Origin of the sequence: Lactobacillus delbrueckii subsp. delbrueckii DSM 20074 = JCM 1012 (genome assembly GCF_001433875.1) — a bacterium.
In the GTDB taxonomy this organism is placed as follows: Bacteria; Bacillota; Bacilli; order Lactobacillales; family Lactobacillaceae; genus Lactobacillus; species Lactobacillus delbrueckii.
The window spans coordinates 1-7,791 of record NZ_AZCR01000065.1 but is presented as its reverse complement, the minus strand read 5'-3'; the positions used below and the strand labels follow the sequence as shown (position 1 = coordinate 7,791).

Sequence of the window (7,791 nt, the reverse complement as noted above, 5' to 3'; positions counted from 1 at the left end):
GGATTTTTTGTGCTCTAATCCAGTGAAAACGATTTTTCTTACTGGATCGGAACAGTGTTCAATTTGATTTTACAATCGACGTAAATTATATTTTTGCTTACAAGAGAGGGATAGAAGATGTTGAGAAAATATTACGTGACAATCGTCTTTACCCTGCTGGCTCTGCTAAATTTGCTGAGCAGCTGGGGAACGCTGCAGTACCGCCTGGTCATGCTAGCCTTTAACCTGGTCTGCGGTTTTAGCATGGAGTACCTGGTGAACAAGAAGGCGCCGGCAGAGAAATACAATTTGTGGAAGGGATGCACGGCAGCTGTTTTGCTGGCAGGCAACCTGCTTTGGATTTTTCTGACAAAATAGATTTAGAATCAAACGAAAAAGCTTCAGTAAAGCAATACTGAAGCTCTTTTCATTGCTATTCAATGATTGTCAATGGCTGGCAAGCCCGGGATTCCACCTATTTCAATGGGTGGGGGGATAGGGTTTGCCGGCCTCTTTTTACTTAAATTTGTAAAGTGAAAGCTTTTGTTCTGCTTTTTGCCAGCTGCCATTATGCGTAATCAACTGACACTGCTTTGTGTTGACGTAATTTCTGCCACTGTTCAGCACGTAATTGCCTAAGCCATCTGTCAGATAAACGTAATATCCATTGGACTTAAAGCCTTTTACATATCCCTTGACATGATTTCCTATCACACGAACGTAGTCATTCAGCCACAAGCCACATGCATATTTCGTGTTCTTCTCATTGCGCTTGGATGACGTATTTGGCTGCTTTCTGCCTTTTCTTGCAGTTGCTTCGTGGAGCGACCGCTTCTTCTTGCGGAACTGGCTGATCATCGTCACCGTCTCCAGCATCTGACCAACCGACTTGATCCCGCTGATTGCGATTGCATCCATGAAGTGACCTTTTGGCAAAAGAAGGTTCTTACGATCTACGTAGGTTTGTGACCCGTACTGGAAGCTTGCTTCTGGGAAAGTCGTCATGATCCGCTTGCGCAAAATGTTCATGAACGTTGCTCCCTTCAGCTGCTTCGTCACTTTCTTCTTCGCCTTCATCCACTTGTAGAGCTTGCCTCCTGGCTGGTGGTTCTTCGTAGTATGACAATTCGTGCAAAGCGTTGTCAGATTGTCCACCCGGTCTGTCCCGCCTTGTGAGCGGTAGACGATGTGGTGAACGACAAGCTTTACGCATTCGCCATGCTTATGGCAAAGCTGACAGGTGTACTCGTCACGTGCCAGCACGTAGTACTCATAGTTCTTCCAGTCCTTTAGACTGCCTTCTTGATACTGCTTGCCCGAAATGTCTGGATTGACCATCTTAGCCATGTCAAACTTGCCTACTTCGATATGGAGATCGGGATTTGGCAATACAGCCAGATAGCTCTTGATCCAAGCAATGTTATGGCTTACCTTGCTTTTTACTGATGGCGGAAGCCACAAGCCGTCTCGCTTGCCGTGCACTCTGTTTAAAAAGCGTGCCTGACGATAGCGGGTCTTGCGGTTTCTTCTACCTCTGTGGTAGATCTTGCGGGTGTACAGATTCGTGTGCACGTCCTGGCGAAGCTCTACCTCGCTTTGGTGCAATACCTTGTCTTGACTGACTACGGCAAAGCCAATATGTCTCTGCCCAGTGTCTACGCCAAGGCTAACCTTCTGCTTATAGCCATACGAGCCATATTTCAGCTGGATGGTGAACGGATATTTCTTGACTACAAAGGCCTTGCCGCTTTTCAGCAGCAGTCTGGCCTTTCTTGGGCGGCACGGCATAAGTGGCTTGCCATCCTTATTGAGCAGAAATACCCGGTTACTATGCAGTTGACTGCCATGTTAACCTCATGACTGTTTACAGAGCTGCCACAGAGCCAAAGACTTGGGCATCACCAGTGGGTGTGATGACATGGATAACGTAGTTCCTCTATCCAGTCAGCCGAACCAGACTGGATAGCTTAGTCTAGACAATGAAAGCTGGATTCCTCCAGCCTCCCTATTGAAGACGTAGGACTTGAAACTTACGCTTCAAGCCCCTTACTTCAGTGAGGGGTTACCATTAACATTCATCTTTCTTGATTTCCCGGTAGATAGCCAGGATAAAGACGAAGACGGCGGAGATGATGGCCGGGTAGACCATACCGCCGACTTGGACAGCTTTTTCCGCTGCTGCCTGGCTCATCTGGTTTTCTACGGCGTATGAGATGACCCAGCGGTTCATCAAAGTTGGCGTCAAGGCAAAGGAGATGGTGGAAATCAAGGAAGCCACCGTCATCACGTGCCGGGAGTAAGGCTCTCTGAAGAACTGGGACAAAACGCAGAAGGCTGGGGCGATCATCAAGAGGAAGATCCAGAGGATGATCATGGTGCCGGCAGTGGAGTTCATCATCTGCGAGCTGTTGGTAGCGTAGCGGTAGGTCCCCCAAAGCGATCCCCCGGTCAGCTGGTTGAAGAGGTTCAAGAAATAGGAACCTTGCTGGCCGAAAGTCCCTTGATTGGAGAGCATGTTCTGGATGACTGTTAGGCTGTCAGTCGCCCCGGCGCTGGAGAAGTCAACGCTGACGATCTGCCGCATGTAGGCGGCCAGGAACATGATGTTTGAACCCAAAAGCTGCAGGGCCTTGATCATACTCAGCTTGCGGGAAGCCTTGAGCTTGAATTCCAGACTGAGGACCCGGTTAGGGTGGTGAGAGCGGCCAATCACGAAGATACCGGCGATGGTCAAGATTATGATGATGGCCAGGCCGATCCACCACTTGGCCAGGATGCAGAAGAGGGCCAGGCTGATCATGATGACCGTGACGTAAGGGCGGTCGGCGAAGATCTGCCAGAAGTTGAGCCGGACCTTCTGCTCGCTTCTTGAAGCCCCGTCAGTGTCCAAGCGAGGAACGGAGTTAGGGTTTGTCTGCCGCGTCTGCTTTTGCGCGGTTTGTTCTTGTCTTTCTTGGTACTGTCTGCGCGACATTCTTGCCATATAAATCTTCCTTTCGCATCACAAGCCTAGCACAAGTTGCCTTGCAAAGGCTCTTTTTTCAGACGGTTTAACTAAAATTATAGGCTAATTACCGATCCTTTGGGTGAAAAATAGTTTAGCAGCTTTATTGCTTTTTGATGATACTTTTGTCTTTTTAATAGATAAAAGAATCTTTACTTTTCCGGTGCTTCCTGCTTTCCCGGGAATATTTCCATCATTTATAATTATATATATGTGATTTTACTATTTAAGAGCGAAAAGTGGAAAAACATGAAAGCGAGAAGCGAGACCCGGATCAAGCAGATGGCAGCAGTTGCGGCTGCTGGTATTGGGGCAGTCAGCCTGGGGGCGGCAAATTTGCCTCAGCCAGTCAACGCGGCCACTAATGACGTCCAGGTTAGTTCCAGCCAGGATGACTTGAAGACGGCGCAAGAGAACGCTAAGACGGCTGAAGCTGCAAAGCGCGCAAGCTGCTTTGATCGCGGAGGAAGCTGATTTGGCGGAAAAGAAGGAAGCGTTGGCCACTGCTACGGCAAAAGCGGCTGCAACTCTGCACGCTTTGAACCTGGCAAAGGCCCGCTTGGCTGCCTTGAAAGCAACACAGCCGACGGACCGGACCCAACGACTCCAACTGAACCGACTCAGCCAAGTACAGAACCGTCAACGGATCCAACGACAGAACCGACTACCAAGCCGTCCAAAGAACCTTCTACAGAACCAACCGCTGAGGAATATACTGAAGAACCAGCTGATACGGAAGAAGATACTGACGGCGGTGACGTTGTGACTGTAGTGAACACGGATGAAGAGCCAGCAACTAAGTCAGCAGCCAAGACTCCAACTCTTGTAACTAAGTTAGCCAACACTGCACCAGTAGCCAAGGCCCCAGCAGCCACTGGAGCTCAGCTCCCGCAAACCGGTAAAAACGACGCTAAGCCAGGCATCTTGGCACGCATTATTTCTCTGCTGGCCGGAGTTTCTCTCTTTGGCTTCAGCTTTGAGAAAAGAAAGCAAGAAAAGTAAGTCTTGATTTGTTGAAAATCAGTCCATAAAGAAAGAGTTTCAGAAGCGTTTAGCAAGTTCTGGAGCTTTTTTTCTTCCTTGTATTTTTGTGTTTGTGCCGGGGATGCAACTGCCCAAAATCCCCCATTTTTTAGCTATGCTCATTTTGCGCATTCTTCTTAAAACGATGAAAGGGTATTATTATAAGGAAAAACTGCCTGAACCGCTTTTGGCTAATGAACATTTCACAAGTTACATTTTTCATTAACTTCCTGTAAAAAAACAAGCTAAAAATTTTTTGCTACTTCAAAATAAATTGCAAAGAGCTTATAGCAACCGCTTACTTATTACTGAAAGCTTTTACATTTTAACAAATTTGCTAAAAAATTCCCTAAATTTCAAAAAATAGACGGTCCTTGAAATTCTTTAAAAAACGACAAAAAGCTGTGTTATTTTTAACAAAATTCAAAAAAGCCGTTATATAATGCAATTAGTTAAGCAAGATTTTTGTAAAAGTTTTTTGTAAGGAGATTTGTAAGATGGCAGAACAAGAATACCGTATTGAATCAGACACGATCGGTGAAGTTAAGATTCCTAAGGAAGCTCTCTGGGGCCCCCAAACTGAAAGAAGCCGCAACAACTTCCCATCCGGCGAATTGATGCCATTGGCTATCATCCGTGCTTTCCTGCACTTGAAGAAGGCTGCTGCTGAATCAAACGTTGAAGTTGGCGACGAACCTGCTGAAAAGGGACAAGCAATCGAAGAAGCTATTGACCAATTGCTGGCACTTAGCGACGAAGACCTGCGCAAGGACTTCCCACTTCACGTATTGCAAACTGGTTCAGGTACTCAAACCAATATGAACGTCAACGAAGTTGTTGCCAACCTGGCTAACAAGCTTCACCCAGGCTTGAACATCCTGCCTAACGACGACGTCAACCGTGGCCAAAGCTCAAACGACACTTACCCAACTGCAATGAACATCGTTGCCGTTGAAGCTGTCGACAAGCTGGAACCAGCTATTGAACACTTGATTGACGAACTTAAGGTAAAGCAAGACAAGTACTGGAAGACTGTCAAGGTTGGCCGTACCCACCTGCAAGACGCTACTCCTTTGACTTTCGGCCAAGAAGTTTCCGGCTACATCTCAGCTTTGAAGCATGACCTGGCTTACATCCAAGAATTGAAGCCAAGCCTTTACGAATTGGCTATCGGTGGTACTGCCGTAGGTACTGGCTTGAACGCCGCTCCGGGCATGACTGAAGCTATCGCTGGCAAGCTGTCAGAAGTTTACGGCCACGAATTCAAGGTCGACACCAACAAGTTCTGGGGCCTGGCTCACCACTCAGCTTTGAGCGTAATGCACGGCGCCTTCAAGACTTTGGCCAACGACATGTTCAAGATTGCCCAAGACATCCGCTTCTTGGCTTCTGGCCCACGTGCCGGCTACGGTGAACTTGACATCCCAGCCAACGAACCAGGCTCATCAATCATGCCAGGTAAGGTTAACCCAACCCAGGCTGAAGCCGTAACCATGGCTGTAGCCCGCGTATTGGGTAACGACGTAACTATCAACTTCGCTGCCAGCCAAGGTAACTTCGAAATGAACGTCTTCAAGACTGTCATGATCGCTGCCTTCCTGGAATCAGCTGACATCCTGGCCGGCACTATTACTGGCTTCGCTGACAAGATGATCCACGGTTTGACTGTCAACGAACAAAGAATGGATGACCTGCTGGAAAACTCCCTGATGACTGTTACTGCTTTGTCACCAAAGATCGGCTACCACGAAGCTGCCGTAATCGCTCAAACTGCTCAACGTGAAGGCACTACCTTGAAGGAAGCTGCCCTGAAGAGCGGCAAGGTGACTGAAGAACAATACGATGAATGGATGGACTACATGGCCATGACCAACATCGACCGGACTAAGCCGGAAGAATAGTTTTTTTCAAAAAGCGGGAGAAAAAATGTTAACAAAAGTTAATTACAAAGGCTTCATCTGGCCTTTGATCATCGGGATTGGGCTCTTCCTGCTCACTCCTCTGCGCCCGGCGACCATCACCGTTGCCGGTTGGCATATGTTCGCCATCTTCCTGGCGACGATCATTGCCTGCATTACCAAGCCCCTGCCAATCGCCGGGGTATCCATCATCGCCTATGTGACCATCATCGGCCTGGGCCTGGTGCAAATGAAGCCAGCCCTGTCAGCCTTCGCTGACTCAACTCCATGGACCATCGCCATGGCCTACATGATTGCCCGGGGCTTTACCAAGACTGGCTTGGGCCGGCGGATCGCCTTGATCTTCGTCCGGGCCTTCGGGAAAAAGACTTTGGGTCTGGCCTACTCCTTGTCCATGATCGACTTGGTCGTTTCACCAGCCACCCCAAGTAACACTGCCCGGTCTGGTGGTATCGTCCTGCCAATCATCGAATCCTTGTCCGACACTTTCGGTTCCAAGGCTTCTGATGGCACGGAAGACAAGATCGGTTCCTACCTGGTCTTCAACGAATTCCACGCCAACACGATCTCATCCAGCCTCTTCATGACTGCCTCAGCTCCTAACGTGGCCGCGGTTGGTCTGGCAGCGGCTAATGGGGTCAAGATTTCCTGGTTCGGCTGGGTAGCAGCCGCTATCGTGCCAGCCTTGATCTCCTTCATCTTAGTGCCAATTATCATCTACAAGATGTACCCGCCTAAGATTAAGGAAACTCCTAACGCCAAGGAATGGGCTGACGGCCAATTGAAGGAAATGGGCGCTATAAAGGCTTCTGAGAAGGTTATGATGGCAATCTTCATCCTGGCCCTTGTCTTGTGGATGCTGTCCAGCTTCATCGGCTTGGACGCTACCTGGGTAGCCTTCCTGGCAACCGCGCTTTTGCTGGTAACCGGGGTGCTGACCACCAAGGACATGCTGAGCGAAACTGGTGCCTGGAACGTTGTCGTTTGGTTCTCAATCCTGATCTTCATGGCCAACCAACTGAGCCTTAAGGGCGGCGTGATTCCGTGGCTGCAGACTTCAATCAAGTCTGTCATCGGCGGCATGTCACCAGTTCTGGTCATGGCCATCCTGGTCCTGGTTTACTTCTACAGCCACTACCTCTTTGCCTCCGGCACGGCCCACGTTGTTGCCATGTACGCGCCTCTGCTCTTGATTGCCAAGAGTGCTGGCGTGCCGGTAATGTTCGCGGCTATCATGCTGGGCATGACTGGGGCGATCTTCCAGTCAACCACCAACTACTCATGTGGGCCGGCTACTGCCCTCTTCGCCCCAGGCTATGTCAAGCAGACTGACTGGTGGAAGATGTGCTTCGTTTTGGGTCTCTTCTACCTGGTAGTCTATGGCGGCATCGGCGGCTTGTGGATGAAGCTGATCGGCCTGTGGTAAAAAGTTTAAAAGCAAGTTTGCAAAGTGCTTGTAAGTAAAGTAAAAAGTTTGTAAGTGAAAAGGCAGCTCCTTAGCGGGGCTGCCTTTCTCGTGCGGTTAAAATATCGATGTTACTCTTTTTACTTGTTAAATGCTAACTTCCCATAGATTACTACTCAAAGTGCTCTATCACTTGATATATCAACCTTTTAGAGGATTTCGTTGAGTTTAAGTTACAACTCAAAAAATATTATCTTAAACTTCGAAAAAGGCCGTAATAGTAGGCTTCTTAGACATTGAGTTGTAAAATCCTGGGAAATTAGCATTAAAATGCTTCTTGCTTACAGTTACTATGGAGATTACAGAAATAAAATTACTTGTTCGCCAATTGCAAGAATAAATTGAACACTTACCATAACATCTAGCAGATTTTGACTATCTACGCCGGTAAATGCGGTCAA

Annotated in this window: 7 protein-coding genes; 5 read left to right on the top strand and 2 right to left on the bottom strand. The window is 48.3% G+C overall.

The window, feature by feature from the left end:
• The first annotated feature begins 117 nt into the window (after window positions 1-117).
• Window positions 118-357: a hypothetical protein gene (locus FD23_RS07615; RefSeq protein WP_052933803.1), complete on the top strand. Its 240-nt coding sequence runs from the start codon at window positions 118-120 to the stop codon at window positions 355-357.
• Between the two features lie 138 nt (window positions 358-495).
• Here FD23_RS07615 and iscB read toward each other — a convergent pair whose 3' ends face one another.
• Window positions 496-1,815: an RNA-guided endonuclease IscB gene (iscB, locus tag FD23_RS07610; RefSeq protein ID WP_260268053.1), complete on the bottom strand. Its 1,320-nt coding sequence runs from the start codon at window positions 1,813-1,815 to the stop codon at window positions 496-498.
• A 232-nt stretch (window positions 1,816-2,047) separates the two neighbouring features.
• Window positions 2,048-2,962 carry a hypothetical protein gene (locus FD23_RS07605; RefSeq protein ID WP_025896268.1) on the bottom strand — a complete coding sequence of 305 codons (915 nt, stop codon included), beginning with the start codon at window positions 2,960-2,962 and terminating at the stop codon, window positions 2,048-2,050.
• A 270-nt stretch (window positions 2,963-3,232) separates the two neighbouring features.
• Between FD23_RS07605 and FD23_RS07600 the strand changes: the two genes are divergently transcribed.
• The 4 genes from FD23_RS07600 (at window position 3,233) to FD23_RS07580 (ending at window position 7,351) form a co-directional block, all read left to right on the top strand.
• On the top strand, window positions 3,233-3,457 hold the full coding sequence (locus FD23_RS07600) for a hypothetical protein (protein WP_025896267.1): 225 nt from the start codon (window positions 3,233-3,235) through the stop codon (window positions 3,455-3,457).
• A 288-nt stretch (window positions 3,458-3,745) separates the two neighbouring features.
• Entirely contained in the window at window positions 3,746-3,985 is a 240-nt protein-coding gene (locus FD23_RS07590) for a hypothetical protein (protein ID WP_025896264.1), read from the top strand.
• A gap of 518 nt (window positions 3,986-4,503) precedes the next feature.
• Window positions 4,504-5,907 (top strand): class II fumarate hydratase, encoded by a 1,404-nt coding sequence (locus FD23_RS07585; protein WP_025896262.1) that lies wholly within the window; start codon window positions 4,504-4,506, stop codon window positions 5,905-5,907.
• Window positions 5,908-5,932: 25 nt separating this feature from the next.
• Window positions 5,933-7,351, top strand: a complete 1,419-nt coding sequence (locus FD23_RS07580; protein ID WP_052933802.1) for a DASS family sodium-coupled anion symporter — start codon at window positions 5,933-5,935, stop codon at window positions 7,349-7,351.
• Window positions 7,352-7,791: the final 440 nt, after the last annotated feature.